Source organism: Actinoplanes sp. KI2, assembly GCF_025630775.1.
GTDB lineage: Bacteria > Actinomycetota > Actinomycetes > Mycobacteriales > Micromonosporaceae > Actinoplanes.
In genome coordinates this window covers 15,005-33,476 of sequence record NZ_JAOSZE010000067.1, presented here as the reverse complement: position 1 = coordinate 33,476, position 18,472 = coordinate 15,005, and the positions used below count along the sequence as shown (strand labels likewise).

12 protein-coding genes and 1 pseudogene are annotated in these 18,472 nt (G+C 71.0%); 8 read left to right on the top strand and 5 right to left on the bottom strand.

Features of this window, described 5'->3' with window-relative positions; translation table 11 throughout:
* The first annotated feature begins 373 nt into the window (after nucleotides 1–373).
* From ODJ79_RS42980 to ODJ79_RS42970, 3 genes are all read left to right on the top strand, one after another.
* Nucleotides 374–1,456: an FAD-dependent monooxygenase gene (locus ODJ79_RS42980; protein WP_263029497.1), complete on the top strand. Its 1,083-nt coding sequence runs from the start codon at nucleotides 374–376 to the stop codon at nucleotides 1,454–1,456.
* A gap of 218 nt (nucleotides 1,457–1,674) precedes the next feature.
* Entirely contained in the window at nucleotides 1,675–4,662 is a 2,988-nt protein-coding gene (locus tag ODJ79_RS42975; protein ID WP_263029496.1) for a carbohydrate binding domain-containing protein, read from the top strand.
* Nucleotides 4,663–4,809: 147 nt separating this feature from the next.
* Nucleotides 4,810–6,573: a carbohydrate-binding module family 20 domain-containing protein gene (locus tag ODJ79_RS42970; RefSeq protein WP_263029495.1), complete on the top strand. Its 1,764-nt coding sequence runs from the start codon at nucleotides 4,810–4,812 to the stop codon at nucleotides 6,571–6,573.
* Nucleotides 6,574–6,599: 26 nt separating this feature from the next.
* Here ODJ79_RS42970 and ODJ79_RS42965 read toward each other — a convergent pair whose 3' ends face one another.
* Both ODJ79_RS42965 and ODJ79_RS42960 read right to left on the bottom strand, forming a co-directional pair.
* Nucleotides 6,600–7,814: a serpin family protein gene (locus ODJ79_RS42965; RefSeq protein WP_263029494.1), complete on the bottom strand. Its 1,215-nt coding sequence runs from the start codon at nucleotides 7,812–7,814 to the stop codon at nucleotides 6,600–6,602.
* Nucleotides 7,815–7,901: 87 nt separating this feature from the next.
* Complete coding sequence (locus tag ODJ79_RS42960; RefSeq protein WP_263029493.1) at nucleotides 7,902–9,299, bottom strand: hypothetical protein; 1,398 nt, start codon at nucleotides 9,297–9,299, stop codon at nucleotides 7,902–7,904.
* Between the two features lie 289 nt (nucleotides 9,300–9,588).
* Here ODJ79_RS42960 and ODJ79_RS42955 point away from each other — a divergent pair, with 289 nt between their 5' ends.
* The 4 genes from ODJ79_RS42955 (at nucleotide 9,589) to ODJ79_RS42940 (ending at nucleotide 14,072) form a co-directional block, all read left to right on the top strand.
* A complete protein-coding gene (locus ODJ79_RS42955) occupies nucleotides 9,589–10,473 on the top strand; it encodes a DUF1295 domain-containing protein (RefSeq protein ID WP_263029492.1) in 885 nt (294 codons plus the stop codon).
* Between the two features lie 93 nt (nucleotides 10,474–10,566).
* Nucleotides 10,567–11,445, top strand: a complete 879-nt coding sequence (locus ODJ79_RS42950) for a helix-turn-helix transcriptional regulator (protein ID WP_263029491.1) — start codon at nucleotides 10,567–10,569, stop codon at nucleotides 11,443–11,445.
* The gene (locus ODJ79_RS42945) at nucleotides 11,442–13,112 is read left to right on the top strand and encodes a peroxidase family protein (RefSeq protein ID WP_263029490.1); all 1,671 of its coding nucleotides are present in this window, start codon (nucleotides 11,442–11,444) and stop codon (nucleotides 13,110–13,112) included. Before ODJ79_RS42950 ends, ODJ79_RS42945 begins: the two co-directional genes overlap by 4 nt.
* Nucleotides 13,113–13,166: 54 nt before the next feature.
* Nucleotides 13,167–14,072, top strand: coding sequence for an SMP-30/gluconolactonase/LRE family protein (locus ODJ79_RS42940; protein ID WP_263029489.1), 906 nt, complete (start codon nucleotides 13,167–13,169; stop codon nucleotides 14,070–14,072).
* Here ODJ79_RS42940 and ODJ79_RS42935 read toward each other — a convergent pair.
* Nucleotides 14,053–14,511: a hypothetical protein gene (locus ODJ79_RS42935; RefSeq protein ID WP_263029488.1), complete on the bottom strand. Its 459-nt coding sequence runs from the start codon at nucleotides 14,509–14,511 to the stop codon at nucleotides 14,053–14,055. The genes ODJ79_RS42940 and ODJ79_RS42935 overlap by 20 nt on opposite strands.
* A gap of 66 nt (nucleotides 14,512–14,577) precedes the next feature.
* Here ODJ79_RS42935 and ODJ79_RS42930 point away from each other — a divergent pair, with 66 nt between their 5' ends.
* Nucleotides 14,578–16,470 carry a Na+/H+ antiporter NhaA gene (locus ODJ79_RS42930; protein WP_263029487.1) on the top strand — a complete coding sequence of 631 codons (1,893 nt, stop codon included), beginning with the start codon at nucleotides 14,578–14,580 and terminating at the stop codon, nucleotides 16,468–16,470.
* 267 nt (nucleotides 16,471–16,737) lie between these two features.
* On the opposite strand, the gene ODJ79_RS42925 is transcribed toward ODJ79_RS42930, so the two are convergent.
* Both ODJ79_RS42925 and ODJ79_RS42920 read right to left on the bottom strand, forming a co-directional pair.
* Entirely contained in the window at nucleotides 16,738–17,400 is a 663-nt protein-coding gene (locus ODJ79_RS42925; RefSeq protein ID WP_263029486.1) for a DedA family protein, read from the bottom strand.
* Nucleotides 17,401–17,468: 68 nt separating this feature from the next.
* Nucleotides 17,469–18,466: pseudogene (locus tag ODJ79_RS42920) on the bottom strand (NAD(P)-dependent alcohol dehydrogenase).
* Nucleotides 18,467–18,472 lie beyond the last annotated feature (6 nt).

Below are 18,472 nucleotides of genomic sequence, written 5' to 3'. Positions count from 1 at the left end.
GCGGCATCCTCGGCCGCCCGGTCATGGCGTCGACCGTTCAGCAACTCGCCCACACTCGCCGAAGCTAACATGCAACGTCCATCGATGCGTCCGGCGCTCGCCTCCACACCAGCACGACTACCCCAGCGGCAGGTCACGCGCCCCAGGCGCTCACGGTGCCGGCCGGGTGGTGGCAGAAAGGCGCCGCTGCGAATTCCACGGGGGAAGAACTCGCAACGGCGACAATCTATACGTTAATCGACCGTCGGCCACCTGTCCAATGCGCCCTTCGCGGAGTCGTGCCGGGCAGGCATGACCCGGCGGCGCAGGTAGCGTCTGCTGCCGGGGCGCCGCACCGGTAGCGCTGCGCCGGGTACTGCACGGGAGGAATCTGATGACCAAGGCTCTCGTGATCGGCGGCGGCGTCGCCGGTTGCGCCACCGCCATCGCGTTGCGGGCGGCGGGGTTCGAGCCCGTCGTGTACGAGGCGTATCCGGCCGGCGGGGACGATGCGGGCGCGTTCCTCACCGTGATGGGCAACGGCATGGCGGCACTGCGCTCCCTCGACGCGCACCGGCCGGTGATCGCCGGGTCGTACCCGGCCGCCGGCGTGCGGATCCACGATGCCGAGGGGCGGCTGCTGGAGACCCGCGGGATCGGCGATGCGGACGACGCGGGGCCGCGCACCCTGCTGCGGTCCACGCTGTACCGGGCGCTGCAGGGCGAGGCGGTGGCGCGCGGCGTGCGCATCGAGCACGGACGCCGGCTGGTCCGGGCCGGGATGATCGCCGGTGGTGGGGTGCGGGCGACCTTCGCCGACGGCGGTTCCGTGGCCGGCGACATCCTCGTCGGCGCGGACGGGATCCATTCGGCGACCCGCAGCCTGATCGACCCGGACGCCCCGCGCCCGCGCTACACCGGCCAGGCGGTGATCTACGGCTACGCGTCCGGCGCGCCGGCACCCACCGCCCCGGACGCGTACCACATGATCTTCGGAAGCCGGGGGTTCTTCGGCTACACGGCGGCACCCGACGGGCGTACCTGGTGGTTCGCGCGGATTCCCGGGCCGCAGGCGGGGCCGGAACAGTCCACGATCACGGCCGCGCAGTGGCGCGAGCGGGCGTTGCTGGCGTTCGGGGACGACGCGTCGCCGGCCGCCGCGGTGATCGGTGCGACCGGCGGCGATGTCACCGGGGGCGACTCGTACGACGTGCCGACCACGCCGGTCTGGCATCGCGGAGCCATGGTGCTCGCCGGTGATGCCGCGCACGCCGCATCGCCGGCGGCGGCCCAGGGCGCGTCGATGGCGTTGGAGGACGCGGTGACGCTGGCGCGCTGCCTCCGGGAGCAGGCGGACGCCGCCCGGGCCTTCGCCGCGTACGAGGCGATCCGCCGGGAGCCCACCGAACAGACCGTTGCGGCAAGCGCGCAGATGAGCCGGCGCACCCGCCCCGGGGACGAGGCCCCCGCGGGCTAGCTTTCGGCCGTTGATCAGAGCGTAGCGCCGGCATGGGCTGGACCAGATCGACGCACGTCTCCGTAGGTATTTGCAACATCGGCGAAAACTCTTCCAATCGATGCAAGTCGTTGCTAGCGTCTCGACCAATATGAACGCGGGATTACACCCGTGTCACGGGCTTTGCCGCACATCGTCCTGCGACGCATCGCCACCGAAGGTCGATGGAGGAGTCTTCCGTGTCCAGAAAGTGGCTTTCCGCCGTCCTCGCGGCCCTGGCCGCCATCCCCCTCGTCGTCACGCCGGCGTCGGCGGCGACCACGAACAGCGTCACCGTGTTCTACAAGCCGTCCTCGAGCTGGAGCACGGTGAACATCCACTACGCCCCGACCGGCGGCTCGTGGACCACCGTCCCGGGTGTCCCGATGACCGCGGTCACCGACTGCGCCGGCTGGTACCGCAAGGACATCGACCTGGGCAGCGCGACCGGGATGCAGACCACCTTCACCAACGGGTCGGGCACCTGGGACAACAACTCGGGCCGCAACTACAGCGTCGGCACCGGCGTCGTCACGATCACCGGCGGGGTGGTGACCTCGGCCGACCCGTGCACCGTCACGACGCCGCCGGCCGGGGACAACACGGCGACCGTCTTCTACGCCCAGGGCAGCCGGAACTGGGCGACGGTCTACCTGCACTACGCGCCGACCGGCGGGGCGTGGACGACCGTGCCGGGCGTGGCGATGAACGAGACGGCGTGCACCGGATGGGTGAAGAAGACCGTCGAGCTCGGGGCGGCCACGACCCTCGCGGCCACCTTCAACAACGGGTCCGGGAGCTGGGACAACAACAACGGCAAGAACTACGCGCTGAACGCGGGCACCTCGACGGTGAAGGACGGCGTGGTCACCGGCGACGCCACCGATCCGTGCAGCGCGGTGCCGGCCGACACCACCGCGCCGAGCACGCCGACCGGATTGACCGCGAGCGTCGACCACGTGACCGTCACGCTGGGTTGGACCGCGTCGACCGATGACCGGGGAGTGACCGGCTACCAGATCACCCGCAGTGGCGGCAGCGGCGGGACGGTCGTGCTGACCAGCGGGTACAACTCGTACATCGACGGCAGCCTGGCGGCGCAGACCTCGTACGGCTACACGGTGCGGGCGGTCGACGCGGCCGGAAACCTCTCCGCGGCGAGCGCCACCCGGACGGTGACGACCGGCGACGCTCCGCCCGCGGCGGCCGGCGGCGAGATGCTCGGCGGCGACCCCCGCAAGGAGAGCATCTATTTCGTGCTGACCGCGCGGTTCTACGACGGGGACACCTCGAACGACCGCGGCGGGAGCCAGGACATCTCGTCCGGGAACGCGGCGAACCACGACCCGATGTTCCGCGGCGATTTCAAGGGGCTGATCGACAAGCTCGACTACATCAAGGGGCTCGGATTCTCGGCCATCTGGATCACGCCGGTCGTGCTCAACCGGTCCGACTACGACTACCACGGCTACCACGGCTGGGATTTCTTCCGGGTGGACCCGCGGCTCGAATCGCCCGGCTCAACGTACCAGGATCTGATCGACAAGGCGCACGCCAAGGGCCTGAAGATCTTCCAGGACGTGGTCTACAACCATTCCTCGCGGTGGGGCGCGAACGGCCTCTTCGTGCCCAAGGTGTGGGGCGCCAAGGACGGCCAGTGGGACTGGATGTACAGCACGAAGGTCGACGGGCAGCAATACGACCCGCTGGCCGAGTTCCACGGCACCGACCCGACATTGACCGCCGCCCAGAACCAGCTCGCCCAGGGCCGCGCCTACAACGGCGACCTGTGGAGCACCACCGAGCCGACCGGCAACACCTGCCGGAACTGGGGCGTCGCGAACGGGACCTACAGCCCGCAGGGGTACGCCAATCACAACTGCCAATGGCCGTCGCCGACCTCGGGCATGTTCCCGTCGACGCTCTATCACCAGTGCTGGATCGGCAACTGGGAGGGCGAGGACTCCCGCTCCTGCTGGCTTGCGGACGACCTCGCCGACTTCAACACCGAGAATCCGGTCGTCCAGAAGTACCTGATCGACGCGTACAACAAATACATCGACATGGGCGTGGACGGGTTCCGGGTCGACACCGCCGTACACATTCCCCGGGTGACCTGGAACCGCCGGTTCCTGCCGGCGTTGCAACAACACCTGATTCAGAAGTACGGCGCGAGCAAGGCGCAGGACTTCTACGTCTTCGGTGAGGTCGGCGCCTTCGTCAACGACAAATGGAACCGCGGCTCGGTCAACCACTCGGCCCAGTTCTTCACCTGGAAGGAGCGCCGGACGTACGTCGACGACGACGTGCAGGCCGCCCTCGACCAGTACAACTACGAGGAGCAGCTGGGCACCGGGAACCAGCCGGTCAGCACCAACGCGTTCCTCAACGGCAACGCGTATCACGCGCCGGACCACAGCCAGTTCTCCGGCATGAACATCATCGACATGCGGATGCACATGAACTTCTCGGACGCCGGGAACGCGTTCCGCAACGGCAAGGACTCGGACGACTCGGTCAACGACGCCACCTACAACGCGGTCTATGTCGACTCGCACGACTACGGCCCGAACAAGTCGTCCACCCGCTACACCGGCGGCACCGACGCCTGGGCCGAGAACATGTCGCTGATGTGGACGTTCCGCGGCATCCCGACGCTCTACTACGGCTCGGAGATCGAGTTCCAGGCCGGCAAGCAGATCGACTGCGGCCCGTCCTGCCCCCTCGCAACCACGGGCCGTGCCTACTACGGCGACCACGTCGACGGCTCGGTGACGGCGTCCGACTACTCGGTGGTGAGCAGCGCGACCGGCGCGGTCGCCGGCACGCTCACCCAGCCGCTGGTCAAGCACGTGCAGCGGCTCAACCAGATCCGCCGGGCGATCCCCGCCCTGCAGATGGGCCAGTACTCGACCGACGGGGTCAGCGGCGACATCGCCTACAAGCGGCGCTACACGTCCGGGTCGGTGGACAGCTTCGCGCTGGTGACCGTCTCGACCGGTGCCACGTTCACCGGGATTCCGAACGGTACGTACACCGACGCCGTCACCGGTGACGTCAAGACCGTTACCAATGGCACGCTGACCGCCTCGGTCAGCGCGAAGGGCGACCTGCGGGTGTACGTGCTCGCGCTGCCCGGCAACCCCGCGCCCGGAAAGGTCGGGGCCGATGGGCCGTACCTTCGCTGACCTGCCGGAAGGGTCGGCGCCGCGGCCAGCGGCGCCGGCGTTCCTCCTCCCCCGCCCGCAGCCACGACCGTTCACCGTCGCACCGTCCATATCAGCGAGAAAAGTGGCCCCGCCGCACCCCGGCCAGGGCCCGTCCGGAGGTACCCGATGAGAACCCGCCGCTGGGCGATCCCCGGCGCCCTGGTCCTGCTCACCGCCGCGGTCACCGTGGCGATCGGCCGCCCGCACCAGGCCGACGCCAAGACCGACGCGAGCCCCGGGGCGCGCGATGTCATCGTCCACCTCTTCGAATGGCCCTGGGCGTCGGTGGCGTCCGAGTGCACGAACGTGCTGGGCCCCAAGGGCTTCGGCGCCGTGCAGGTGTCGCCGCCGCAGGAGCACGTGGTGCTGCCCGGCTCCGGCTACCCGTGGTGGCAGGACTACCAGCCGGTCAGCTACCAGCTGGTGTCCCGGCGCGGCGACCGGGCCGCGTTCGCGTCGATGGTCAAGACCTGCCACACGGCGGGCGTGAAGATCTACGTAGACGCGGTGATCAACCACATGGCCGGCGGCGCGTCCACCGGCACCGGCAGCGCCGGGTCGACCTACAGCCACTACTCGTACCCGGCGGTCCCGTACGGCACCAACGACTTCCACCACTGCGGGCGCAACGGCAACGACGACATCGTCAACTGGGCCGACCGCTGGGAGGTGCAGAACTGCGAGCTGGTCGACCTGTCCGACCTGGCGACCGAGTCGTCGTACGTCCGCGGCAAGATCGACGGGTACCTGAACGACCTGATCTCGCTGGGCGTCGACGGGTTCCGGGTGGACGCGGCCAAGCACATCCCGGCCGGTGACCTGCAGGCGATCTACGGCAAGCTCAGCGGCACGCCGTACATCTTCCAGGAGACGATCGAGGGCGGCGCCGGGGAGATCAGCCCGACCGAGTACACCGGGATCGGCGACGTGACCGAGTTCCGGTACGGCGACGTGGTCGGCAACGCGTTCCACGACGCCAACCTGTCCGGCCTGCAGAACCTGCCGAGCCAGATGCTGGTGGCGAGCGGGGACGCGGTCGCCTTCATCGACAACCATGACACCCAGCGCAACGGGCGAGCGAAACTGACCTACAAGGACGGGACCACGTACGCGCTTGCCGAGGCGTTCATGCTGGCCTATCCGTACGGGACGCCGTCGGTGATGAGCAGCTTCACGTTCAGCAACGCCGACGCCGGCCCGCCCGCCGCCTCCAACGGCACCACCACCGCGGTGAACTGCTCGTCCGGCTGGGCCTGCGAGCATCGCTGGCGCACCACCGAGAACATGGTCGGCTTCCACAACGCGGCGGCCGGCACGGCGGTGACGAACTGGTGGTCCAACGGCGGCGATCAAATTGCGTTCGGGCGCGGCTCCGCGGCGTACGCAATCTTCAACCGGGACGGCGCAACGCTCAGCCGGACCTTCACGACCGGCCTGCCCGCCGGCACCTACTGCGACGTCGCGCACGGCGACTACAGCGGCGGTACGTGCAGCGGACCGACCTACACGGTCAGCTCGTCGGGCACGCTGACCGCATCGGTGCCGGCGAACTCGATGCTGGCCCTGCACGTGAACGCCCGCACCTCGACGACCTCCTGCTCGACGGTCGCCGTGACGTTCGCCGTGAACGCCACCACGGTGTGGGGCGAGAACATCTACGTGCTCGGCAACCGCGCCGAGCTGAGCAACTGGAACACCAGCGGCGGCGTGGCCCTGTCCTCGGCGGCGTACCCGGTCTGGCAGGGCACGGTGAGCCTGCCGGCGAACACCACGGTCGAATACAAGTACGTGAAGAAGAACGGCTCCGCGGTGACCTGGGAATCGGGCGCGAACCGGGTCCTCACCACCGGCAGCGCCTGCACCCAGTCGACCGGCGACACCTGGCACTGAGCCGGTCACCGGCCCGCGATCCCCGGTCAGGATCGCGGGTCGGTGACCGCGCCGAGGAAGAGGATCGCGCCGGTCTCGGTGTCGGAGATGGTGAACGCGAACGGCCGGTCCACCCGGAACTCGAGCGGGTTCGCGCGGGCCGACATGGCCATGTTCCCGCCGGTGACCGCGGCGGCCTCGGTGCCCTGCTCGTCGACCTTGACATAGGTCTTGTGCACGACCGTGGTCAGCGCCGGATCGGCCGCCGACATGCTGCTGAAGCCGGTCGTCGGCAGGCCGAGCCGCTGCAGCGGTTTCAGCAGGCCGCCCGACCAGCGCAGCTCGAACTTCGGCAGCGTCACCTGCTCGATCTCCGTCTCGCCGAGGCGCCCGACCGCGGATCGCCACTTGGCCTCGTCGAGCCCCGCGAGCAGGCCGGAGAGGGAGCGGCCCCGGTCCGGCAGCATGATCTCCATGCCGTAGCGACCATGCTTGCCGTACGGCAGGCGCAGCATCCGGTAGCCGTCGAGCTGGGCGTAGCCGAGGGTCGTGTGGCCGAGCCACATCGTCGGCACGTCCACGGGCGCGCCGCCGCCGACCGCGAACGGCGCGGGCCGGGTGTTGCCGGCGTCGAACGGCGTCTGCCACCGGCCGAGGAAGTACACCGCGTTGAGCAGCACCACGGCCGACTGCGGGTCGGGCAGCCCCAGGTCGGAGGCGATGTGGTCGATCCGGCCGCCGGTGTTCTTCGAGGCCCAGTCGTCGATCGTCCGGACGATCTGCGGCGACGCCAGATCGTCCTGCTCGACCGTGGCGCCGAAGGTCCGGCGTACGAAATCTTGAAAGTCCTTCTGCAGCGGCGTACGAGGGCTCGCCCAGAGCGCGTCGGCGACCGACAGCTTCACCTCGTCGGTGTCGGCGAGCTCGCGCAGCAGGGCGCCCACGCGCACGTCGCGGCGCTCGCCGAGGTGCAGCACCTCGGCCATCCGGGTGGCCGTGTCACCGTCCGCGCCGGCCAGGACCATCGCGAGCAGCACGGCCACCGACAGCGGGGACGTGATCGTGTTCTGCTTCCCGTCGGCCAGCTGGCGGAACAGGTCGAACCCGAACGCGTCCACCGACCGCGCGACGGCCTGCGCATCGCCGGGTTGGAGGTCGCTGACCAGCTTCGCGTCGATCCGCCCGGCATCGCCCGGAACCGTCGACCCGCAGGCGCCGACCAACAGGGCGACCGCGAGGAGGGCTATCAGCTTTCTGTTCACGCCCCTTCGACGGGCCCGGAGCCCGCTTCGGTTCCGCTCGGTCTACGGCGAAGGTTTCCCTCGGTCGGCGGCGAAGGTTTCCCTCGGTCAGCGGCTCACCGTGTACGTGCTCGACCCGTCCTGGCCGCTCGCCGCCCGGTAGGCCGCGAGCCCCTGCCGCTCGACGCCGTTCCAGTAGTAGAGCTCGTGGCCGGCGGCGGCCCGCCCCTGATACGTGTTGTGGTCGAGGACCAGCCGGGCGTTCTTCGCGGCGCCCCCGGCCGGGGCGTCGCGGTAGAGCAGAACGGTCTGGCCCGGGTTGGTCGAGATGACCGTGTTGTGGGCGATCGTGGTGTCGTGCACGTAGTACTGCAGCAGCATCTCGGGCGAACCGTCGCGCAGGGTGTTGTTGCCGCGCAGCCAGTTCCCGGTCACCGTGACGTCGTACGCCTCGCCGCGGTCCTGGTCGTACCCGCCGACCGCCAGCCCGGTGTAGCGGCTGCCGGTCACCGCGTTACCGGTGACCCGGATGTCGTTCGTGCGGCCCTGCTTCCATTCCGAGGCGACCTCGATGCCGATGTCGGAGGCGTCCACCCGGTTGCCGGCAATGACGATCGAGCCGCCGCCGTCGACGTAGATGCCGTCCGCGCAATTGCACCAGGAGCCGTCCTCCCAGTACGCCGGATTGCCCTCGCTGATGATCCGGGACACCCAATTGCCGGCGATCAGCCCGTGCCGCGCCCGGTTGACGTCGGTGAATCGGGCCGGACCGGAAATGGTGTGCTCGAACCCGATCGCGTCGATGCCGATGTTGTTGTCGTCGTGAATGACGTTGCGCGTCACCGACCAGCCGTCGACGTTCCCGTTGAGCACCAACGACTCGCTCGCCCCGAGCACCAGATGGTCGAGCTCGTTGCCGCTGATCCGGACGTCCGAGATCGACCGCTGGGCGTTCGTGCCGTAGACCGCGATGCCGTGCGCGTTCATGTCGAAGCTGCCCAGCGTCCCGTTGTCGTTGCCGAGATGGTGGACGTGGTTGCCGAGCAGCCGGATTCCGTGTCCCGCGCCGGTCACGAAGATCCCGATCGGCACGGCGTCCAGCGAGGTCGTCCGGTACCCGGTGATGCCGAGCCCCGACACGGTGACATCGGAGCTGTTGCGGATCTCGACCATGCCGTTCTGCCCGTCCGGCACCGTCAGCCCCGTGCCGTCGAGCACGGCCCCCGGCGAGCCCACGATCGCGACATGGTCACGGCCGTTCAGCACGATCCGCTGTTTCGGGTACGCGCCGCGGGCGAGCCGCACGGTGCCGCCCGCCCGTCCGAGCCGATCGACCGCGGCCTGCGGCGTCCGCATCGGGGCGCGGGCCGTCCCGGCCGCGGAATCGGACCCGTGCGGCGAGACGAACAATGTCGTGTGACGATGCGCCTGAGCCCCGGACGCGGACAGGCCAAGAATGACGGTCGCGGCAATGGCGACGGCGGCGACGCGACGAACGGTCGACATGACGCGTACTATCGCGCGGCTTTCCCACCAGCGCAAACGCGCAAAACAGAATGCACATTTCGGCGGCCGGACCGCGCACTTCGCCAGTGCGCATTTCGGCGACCCGAACGCGCACTGTGGAGTGCACATTTCAGCGGCGCCCGGCCACGATCATCGCGCCCGGCCCGGGCGACGCGGGGTCGAGCGGCGCGGGGTCGAGCGGCGACCTCCGGGCATCGATGAGCCACGAAGTGTCGGCCACCCGCCCTATGATCCCGGAACGACCCGTCGCCACCTCCGAGGGGCTCCGATGATCAGAAGAGCATGGTCGCGCCGGGTGGGCTTCGGCGTGGTGACGATGGCGTACGCCGCGGCCGGGCTCGTCGCCTGGGCCGTGGCGGCCACCGCCCCCGGTGCCCGGCCCCTGCTGCACACGTTCGAGGCCGACCTCGCGGCGACCGTCGTCGTGTTCCTGGTCAGCACCGCGGTCGGCAACGCCAGCCTCTACGACCCCTATTGGAGTGTCGCCCCGGCGGTCATCGTCGTGGCCTGGGTGCTCTGGCGGCACGACGGAAGCGCCCGGCAGATCCTCGTACTCACCCTGGTGTTGATCTGGGCGGTCCGGCTGACCGCGAACTGGGCCGTGGGCTGGCGCGGCCTCGGCCACGAGGACTGGCGGTACGTCCAGCTGCGCGAGCAACGACCCCGGTGGATGCCGTTCTGGGTGGTCAACCTGACCGGCATCCAGCTGATGCCGACGCTCGTCGTCTTCGCCGGCCTGCTCCCGGTCTGGCCCGCGACGACGATCCTCGACCGGCCGTTCGGCCCGCTCGACGTGGTGGCCGCCGCCGTGACGGCCGGCGCGATCCTGACCGAGGCGGTCGCCGACCGTCAGCTGCGGCGGTTCACGCGCGAGCCGGCCCACCGCGGGCAGATCATCGACACCGGGCTGTGGCGGTACTCGCGGCACCCCAACTACCTCGGCGAGATCACCTTCTGGTGGGGGCTGTGGCTGTTCGGGCTCGCCGCGGCGCCGGGCTGGTGGTGGACGGTCGCCGGGCCGCTGGTCATGGTGCTGTTGTTCGCCTTCGTCAGCGTGCCGCTGATGGACCGCCGATCGGTGGCGCGCCGTCCGGCGTACGCAAAACACATGAGCGACGTCCCCGCCCTGCTTCCCCGCCCGCGACGGGGGTAGGTCGGCAAACTCTCAGCATTCTTACCAGGTGGTTCACAGGTCCGCCGGGCAGAGTCGGGTTTGGACAGTGCGCGGATTCCGCCCGGAGGCTCGATGCCATGGGAGTCGAAGCCGCACGCTCTCTCGATCGGCCGGGCGCCGCACCTGCGACGCCTCGAACGGCTGGTCGCCGGGCTACGAGCCGGACGGGGCGGCGCGGTAGCGGTCACCGGCGAGCCGGGCGCCGGGAAGTCGGCGCTGCTGGCTCGCCTGGTCAGTCACGCCCCGGGCACGACCGCCGCCGCGGGGTCGGCACCGCCGCCGCGCGTGCTCGCCACCTCGGGCGTGGCCGACGAGGCAACCCTGCCGTACGCAGCGCTGGGTGATCTCGTGCGGCCGCTGCTCGCGGGGCTGCCGACGCTGCCGCCGCCGCAGGCACGGGCGCTCGGGGCGGCGCTGGCCCTGCGGGACGCACCGGCGGGCGGCCCCGACGCGTACGCGATCTGCATGGCGACCTTGACCTTGCTGACCACCGCGGCGCGGGCCCGCCCGCTGCTGGTCGTGGTCGACGACGCCGACCTGATCGACGAGCCGTCCGCGGCCGCGCTGCTGTTCGCCGCGCGCCGCGTGCGGGAACACCCGGTCGCCCTGGTGCTCGCCGCCCGCGAGCCGATCCCGGGGGTGCCGGACCTGCCGCTGCGGACCGACGAGACGGTCCTCGAGGGGCTGACCCGGCGGGAGTCCGAAGTGGTGCGCGCGGTCGCGGGCGGGCTGAGCAACCCGCAGGCGGCGACCGCGCTGCGGCTGTCCCGCAAGACCGTCGAGACGCATCTGACCAGCGCGTACCGGAAGCTCGGGGTCAGCTCCCGCACGCAACTCGTGCGCTACGTGGTGGATTTGTCGCCCATCCGCCAACCGAGGGAGTTCCCCGAGGCAGCCCGGCGACCGGCGAGTCAGGCTGGCGACAGACGAGAAACGGGGGACCTCTCATGAAACGCAACGGCCAACTCAGCACGATCATCACCCACCTCGGACACGGCGGGCACGCGATCGCCGACACCGCGCCGGACGCCGGCGAGCTCGCCGAGGAGGGCTGGACCAGGCTCAGCGAGGTGGTGCAGGCGCCGGCGGACGCCGCGGTGGCGACCACCGACTTCGACTACCTCTTCCCGGATCTGGTCGGCAAGCCGGATGCGCACCTGCCGGCCGGCAGCGACGACGAGGTCGCCACCACGGTGGCGGCGCTCAACGAGCTCGGCGCCGCGATGATCGACCAGGAGCCGCCGGCCGACGACCGCGGCTCGCCGATCCCGCCGATCTACACGTACTGGGGCCAGTTCGTCGACCACGACCTCACCGCCGCCACCGACAACGACAAGGTGATCAGCATCCGGGACACGCCGCTGCCGCCGCTCGACCCCGACCAGGTGCGCACGCTGCTCAAGAACGCCCGCAACCCCGCGCTCAACCTCGATTCGGTGTACGGCGACGGGCCGTTCGCGCCGGCGCCGGCCGACCCGGCCGAGATCGCCGTGCCCTACCAGGCCGAGGACCGGGCCAAGCTGCGGCTCGGCACGCTGACCCCGGTCAACGTCGGCGTCCGCATCCCGCCGGTCGACGACCTCGCCCGTGACCTGCCGCGCCGGGCCGACAAGGTGCCGCTGGTCGGCGACGCGCGCAACGACGAAAACCTCGTGGTGGCCCAGCTGCACGTGGCGTTCCTGCGCTTCCACAACGCCGCCGTCGACTGGGTCCGGGCCAACGAGCCGCAGCGGACCGGTGCGAGCGACGTCTTCCTGCGCGCCCGCGACCTGACCCGCTGGACGTATCAGTGGCTGGTCGTGCACGACTTCCTGCGCACCGTGACGGTGCCCGACGTGGTGGACTTCGTGCTCGGCAACGACGCCGACACGCTCTACGACGGCACGTTCATGCCGCTCGAGTTCTCGGTCGCGGCGTACCGGTTCGGGCGCAGCATGGTCCGCGGCGCGTACGACTGGAACCGCAACTTCGGCCGCCCCGGCAACAACACACTGCCCAACGCGTCGCTGGGCCTGCTGTTCGTCTTCACCGGGGTCGGCGGGCTGGGAAACAACCCGACGCTGCCGAGCAACTGGCCGGTCGAGTGGAACCGGTTCGTCGACTCCGACAGCCTGTTGCCGGACAGGTTCGCCCGCCGGATCGACACCCACCTGTCCGCGCCGCTGGCCGCCATGGTCAACCAGACGGCCGGCGAGACCGGCACGCCCGACCTGCTCGCCCTGCTCAAGCACCTGGCCCGGCGCAACCTGCTGCGCGGCTACCGGCTCGGGCTGCCGACCGGCCAGGCGGTCGCCGACCTGCTGGGTCTCCCCCGGCTGACCGCCGAGGAGGTCGCCGGGACGGGCCCGGTGGCCGCCGCGATCGCCGACGGCAACTTCGCGACCCGGACGCCGTTGTGGTTCTACGTGCTGCGCGAGTCGGAGGTGAAGGCGCAGGGCAACTCGCTGGGTCCGGTGGGCAGCCGGATCGTCGCCGAGACGATCATCGGTCAGATCCGCCACGACCCGGCGTCGTACCTGCACCGGACGAGCTGGTCGCCGAGCCAGGGCGTGCGCCTGCCGGACGGCTCCCCGGTCGACGACATCCCCTCGTTCCTGCGCTTTGCCGGCGTGCTCTGAGGGTTGGCCGGAGGGGTTGACCGGCCCGCCCCACGATGGCGCATAGTCTTCCCCATGGATTTCCGGGTGATCGTGGTGCCGGGGCGTGGCGCCGAGGATGTTGTCGTGGGGCCGGGCGGTGAGGTCTATACGGGAACCGAGGACGGGGTCATACACCGGATCGATCCGGCGAGCGGCCGGGTCTCGCCCGTGGCCGACACGGGTGGCCGGCCGCTCGGGATCGAACTCCTCGGTTCCGACAGGTTGCTGGTCTGTGACGCCCGGCGCGGCCTGATCACCGTCGAGCTGGCCACCGGCGCGATCGAGGACCTGGTCGGCGACATGAAGTTCTGCAACAACGCCGCGGTCGCCGCCGACGGGACGATCTACTTCTCCGACTCGTCGGCGATCCACCCCATCGACGAGTGGCGGGCCGAGACGGTCGAGGTGACGCGCACCGGCCGGCTCCGCAGGCGCGACCCGGACGGCAAGGTCAGCACGATCGAGAAGGATCTCGCCTTCGCCAACGGTGTCGCGCTCGCCTCGGACGAGTCCTTCGTCGCGGTCGCCGAGACGGCCGTCCGGACCATTGTGCGGCACTGGCTGACCGGCCCCCGGGCGGGCACCCGGGACTTCCTCGCCGAGGATCTCCCCGGCTACCCGGACAACATCTCCCGCGGCAGCGACGGCCTGATCTGGGTCGCCCTGGCCAGCCCGAAGGACGCGCTGGTCGAACGGATCCAGCAGGGCCCGCTCTGGGTGCGCCGCGGGGTCACCCGCATCCCCGAGGTGTTGCAGCCGGGCCCGAAGCGGACCGTCCGGGTGCAGGCGTACGACAACCTCGGCGGCCTGGTGCACGACCTGACCGGCGACCCGAAGCGGTTCCACATGGTCACCGGAGTCCGCGAGCACGGCGGCGACGTCTGGATGGGCAGCCTGCACGAGCCGGCGGTGGCCGTCCTCAGGAACAGTGGTGAGTGACCGGCGACAGCCACTGTTTCAGCGACGGCCCGAGTACCGTGTCGACGTCGTGGGTCGTCTTGATCGTGCCGAAGAACTTCGCGTCCGCCGATCGGGCCTGCAGCTGGTCGGCGGCCTGCTTGCCGTCCGAGCGCAGCCGCGCGTCCCCGCTGCTCTGGGTCGCACCGCGCAGCGAGTCGGCGAGCGCCCGGAGCTTGCGCTGGGCGGTGGCGCGGCTCGCCGCGGTCGCGTTCGGCTGCACCATCGCGGTCAGCGCCTCGGCGAACGGCCCGATGTTCTTCGTGTACGCCTCGCCGACCGCCTCGCAGGTCGCCTTGGTCTCCGGCGCGGCGGTGGGAGCCGCCGGGCTGACCGGCCCGGGGCTGGGAGCGCTCCCACAACCGGCAGCAAAAAGAGCGGCCACGCCACCGGCGACGACCACCCGAACGGCACGACGCATCGAAAACCTCCAATAGAAAGGGAGCTGGATGCACGATACGTGCCGGCGGGATGATTGGGTAGGGCCGTGAGCGACTCCCCGGCCACCACCACCATGCGCGGCAGCACCGCCTGGTCGGCCCGGGTGGCCACCCCGGTCCGGCAGCTCCTGCGCACCGAGGCCGGCAGCGCCGCGGTGCTGGTCACCGCGATCGTGCTGGCGATGATCTGGGCGAACGTCGCCGACGGCTCCTACGAGCGGTTCTGGCACACGGTCCTGTCCGTCCAACTCGGCGGCACGGGCATCTCGCTGACCCTGCGGGAGTGGGTCAACAGCGGACTGATGACCCTGTTCTTCCTGGTCGTCGGCCTGGAGGCGCGCCGCGAGTTCGACCTGGGTGACCTGCGCGACCGGCGGCGGTTCGTCCTGCCCGCGGCGGCCGGCGTGGCCGGGATGATCGTCCCGATCGGCATCTTCCTGGCGATCACCCACGGCGGCCCCGGCTCCGGTGGCTGGGGCGTGGCGATGTCCACCGACACCGCCCTGGCCCTGGGCCTGCTCGCCCTGGTCGGCCGCCGGGTGCCCGACCAGGCGCGGCTGTTCCTGGTGACCGTCTCGGTGGTCGACGACTTCGTCGCCCTGCTGATCATCGCGGTCGCCTACACCGACAAGATCGAGCTGATCCCGCTGCTGATCGCGGTCGTGCTGTACCTGGCGACGTTCCTGCTGGCCCGGCTGCAGGTGCGCAGCGGCTACGCGTACGTCCCGCTCGGCGTCGCCATCTGGGGCGCGATGATGGCCAGCGGCATCGACCCGGTCGTCTCGGGCCTCGCGCTGGGGCTCGCCGCCGCCGCGTACACCCCGGCCCGCGACGCCCTCGAGCAGGCCAGCGACCTGTTCCGGGAGTTCCGCGAGCAGCCGACCCCCGAGCTGGCCCGCTTCGCCCAGCGGGGCGTGGTCCGGTCGTTCTCCTGGAACGACCGCCTCCAGCGCACCTACCAGGGCTGGAGCAGCTACCTGATCGTCCCGCTGTTCGGCCTGGCCAACGCCGGCATCGCCATCGACGGCCCGTTCCTGCGGGAGGCGATCACCTCCCCGATCACGATCGGCATCTTCGTCGCGTACGTGTGCGGCAAGCCGATCGCGATCACCGGCGTCTCCGCCCTGGTCGCCCGCCTCAGCGGCGGCCGCATCCGCCCCGGCGTCGGCTGGGCGTCGGTGCTGGGCACCGGCACCATCGCCGGCATCGGCTTCACCGTGTCGTTCCTGATCGCTGCGCTGGCCTTCACCGGCCCGGCGCTGGCCGAGGCCAAGCTGGGCGTCCTCGCCGCCGGCCTGACCGCCTCGGTGCTGACCTGGGCCGAGTTCCGCCTCACGTTCATGCTGCCCAAGCCGAGGCGGGCGGTGGCCCTGCTCGGCGACGCCGACCAGCTGACCGACCTGATCCCCGACGTCGACGAGGAGCGGGACCACGTCCGCGGCCCCGCCGACGCGTCGGTCACGCTCGTCGAGTACGGGGATTTCCAGTGCCCGTACTGCGGGCGGGCCGAGCCGGTGGTGCGCGAGCTGCTGGCCGACGCCGACCTGCGCTACGTGTGGCGCAACCTGCCGTTGAGCGACGTGCACCCGCAGGCCCAGCTGGCGGCCGAGGCGGCCGAGTCGGCCGGGCTGCAGGGCAAGTTCTGGGAGATGCACGACCTGCTCTTCCAGCACCAGGAGCACCTACGGATCACCGACCTGCTCGGCTACGCCCGGAAGATCGAGCTGGACGAGGAGCGCTTCCACCGCGACATGATGCGCCGGGCGGCCGCCGAGCGCATCGCCGACGACCTCCAGTCGGCCGACCTGAGCGGCGTCTCCGGCACGCCGACCTTCTTCATCAACGGCCGGCGCCACTACGGCGCGTACGACGTGCAGACGCTCAAGGAGGCGATCCGGCTGGCCCGGGTCCGCGCCAAGATCGCCGCCCGCCGCAGATAGGCGCGCCCCGGCCGCGCCCGCCGGGGACGGTCCGGCCGCGCCCGCTGGGGGCGACCCGGCCGCGCCCACTGAGGGCGACCCGGCCGCGCCCACCGAGGGCGACCCGGCCGCGCCCACTGAGGGCGACCCGGCCGCGCCCGCCGGGGGCGACCCCGTCGCGCGCCCCGGGCCGGCGCCGCTACTTCACGGTGACCTGCGCGAAGCCGACGACGTCGCTCGCCGCCGGCCGCTTGATCTCGGCGAACGTCGCGCCGAACTCGCTGAACTTCAGCGTCGACTTGTCCTTGCCGTCGATGTCGACCGGGAGCGGCTCGCCGGTACTTCGGAAGGGCTGGACGTCGGCTCGGCGCCGGCCCGCCTCCGGCGCCGGCGGTACCAGACGTACCCGATCAGGGCGACCACCGCGACGGCCGCGGCCAGCACGATGTACTTGCTGATCACCGAGGCGATCGCCTCGATGTGGTCACCGGCCAGATAGCCGCCGGCCGACCAGATGCCCACCCAGAGCGCCGCACCCAGTGCGTTCCACGCCAGGAACCGGTGGAACGGCATCCCGGAGATTCCGGCCACGATCCCGTTGAACTGCCGCAGGCCCTCGACGAACCGGGCGATCACCACGACCTTCGGCCCCTGCCGGGACATGAATCCCTCGACCTTGTCGAACCGTTCCGGGGTGAGCCGCACGTACTTCCCGTACCGGTGCACCAGCGGCCGCCCGCCCCGGCGGCCGATCAGGTATCCGACGCTGTCCCCGACCACCGCCGCGAAGAACGCGGTGAGCGCGACGCCGACGATGTTGAAGTGGCCGCTGCCGGCGTACGCGGAACCGGCGATGATGGCCGTCTCGCCGGGCGCCGGAACGCCGAAGCTCTCCACGAAGACGATCAGGGCGACCCCGAAGTAGCCGAACTGGTCGATGAGCCCTAGCACTGAGCCACCTCCCTACTTCGCATGGTTACCACGCGGGAGCCCGGTTGCACCCCCCGGCGCGACCTTCGTCACCCTCCCATCTCGATGATCACCTTGCCGCTGGCGTGGCCGGCCTGGACGTACCCGATCGCCTCGGGCACCTTCTCGAGCGGGTAGGTCCGCCCGATCACGGGCGTGACCTGGCCGGACTCCATGAGGGACGCCAGCTCGATCAGGTCGGACCGCCGGTTGCGGGTGAGGAACGGCGTCAGCGTCTGGCTGGTGAACATCGACGAAACGATCAGCGATAGGGGCCCGAGCAGCGGTCGCACCCACTTGCCGCGGATCGGGCCGCCCACCGCGACCAGCACGCCGCGCGGGGCGAGCACCCGGCGGCACTCGGCCACCGTGCGGCTGCCGGCCAGGTCGATCAGCAGGTCGTAGCGCAGGTCGGTGGCGAGGAAGTCGGCCGACGTGTAGTCGATCACGTGGTCGGCGCCCAGCTCGCGTACCATCGCGACATTTCGCCCGCTGCACACCGCGGTGACCTCCGCGCCCTGCGCCTTGGCGATCTGCACGGCGAACGTCCCGATCCCGCCGCCGGCGCCGTTGATCAGCACTCGCTGCCCCGGCCGGAGCCGGCCCTTGTCACGCAGGGCCTGCAGCGCGCTGAGCCCGGCGATCGGCGCGGCCGCCGCCTGCGCGAAGCTCAGCCGCGAGGGCTTGAGCAGCAGCGACCCGTCCTGGCGAAGGATCGCGTACTCGGCGAACGCCCGGCTGCGCACCCCGGCGCCGAGGTCGCACGAGCCGAAGACCGCGTCGCCGACCCGGAACGCCGCCACGCCGGGCCCGATCGCGGTGACCTCGCCGGCCAGGTCGACCCCGAGTCCGGTGTTCCGAGGGGCGAAAAACCCCGATTGCGTACGGACGACCTGGGGCACCCCGCCGACCAGGTGGCAGTCGAGCGGGTTCACGGCGGCCGCCCGCACCGGATCAGGACCTCGTCCTCCGTCGGCACGGGCATCTCGACCTCGCGCACACCGAGCACGTCGGGAGCGCCGTACCGCTGGTAGCGAATCGCCCTCACCGCGCC

What these genes read in the sequence shown, in the direction of transcription:
- ODJ79_RS42980 (WP_263029497.1), top strand. Translation starts at nt 374, where the DNA reads ATGACCAAGGCTCTCGTGATCGGCGGCGGCGTCGCCGGTTGCGCCACC.
- ODJ79_RS42960 (WP_263029493.1), bottom strand. Translation starts at nt 9,299, where the DNA reads ATGTCGACCGTTCGTCGCGTCGCCGCCGTCGCCATTGCCGCGACCGTC.
- ODJ79_RS42950 (WP_263029491.1), top strand. Translation starts at nt 10,567, where the DNA reads ATGCCATGGGAGTCGAAGCCGCACGCTCTCTCGATCGGCCGGGCGCCG.
- ODJ79_RS42955 (WP_263029492.1), top strand. Translation starts at nt 9,589, where the DNA reads ATGATCAGAAGAGCATGGTCGCGCCGGGTGGGCTTCGGCGTGGTGACG.
- ODJ79_RS42970 (WP_263029495.1), top strand. Translation starts at nt 4,810, where the DNA reads ATGAGAACCCGCCGCTGGGCGATCCCCGGCGCCCTGGTCCTGCTCACC.
- ODJ79_RS42935 (WP_263029488.1), bottom strand. Translation starts at nt 14,511, where the DNA reads ATGCGTCGTGCCGTTCGGGTGGTCGTCGCCGGTGGCGTGGCCGCTCTT.
- ODJ79_RS42940 (WP_263029489.1), top strand. Translation starts at nt 13,167, where the DNA reads ATGGATTTCCGGGTGATCGTGGTGCCGGGGCGTGGCGCCGAGGATGTT.
- ODJ79_RS42945 (WP_263029490.1), top strand. Translation starts at nt 11,442, where the DNA reads ATGAAACGCAACGGCCAACTCAGCACGATCATCACCCACCTCGGACAC.